General features: G+C 45.3%; 1 pseudogene. It reads left to right on the top strand.

What is annotated here, in order from left to right:
- A pseudogene (locus tag LDN30_RS16285) lies at window positions 1–267 on the top strand (IS1634 family transposase); the annotation flags it as partial.

Here is a 267-nt window from a genome sequence, read left to right as displayed (position 1 = left end):
CCGAACAGGAGATCGGATATGTGCAGAATGCCAACAAGAAAGATAATTTCAAGGCAGAAAGCTATGCCGAGAAGAAAGGCCTTTTCGGCCTGATTGTCTTCAAGTCAAAAGCTGACCTTGACCCATTAACCGTCTATTTGGCCTATTCCCAGCGATGGTCTGTGGAGACTCTGTTCTGGCTATACAAGAATATCGTTGACCGTGACACGGTAAACGTGCATTCCGACTACAGCGTATATGCCACTGAACTTATAAATTTCCTTTCCG

The sequence above is a fragment of the Prevotella lacticifex genome (assembly GCF_019973375.1).
Taxonomy (GTDB): domain Bacteria; phylum Bacteroidota; class Bacteroidia; order Bacteroidales; family Bacteroidaceae; genus Prevotella; species Prevotella lacticifex.
The sequence above is the reverse complement of the archived record's forward strand: the minus strand, read 5'-3'. Positions and strand labels throughout refer to the sequence as shown.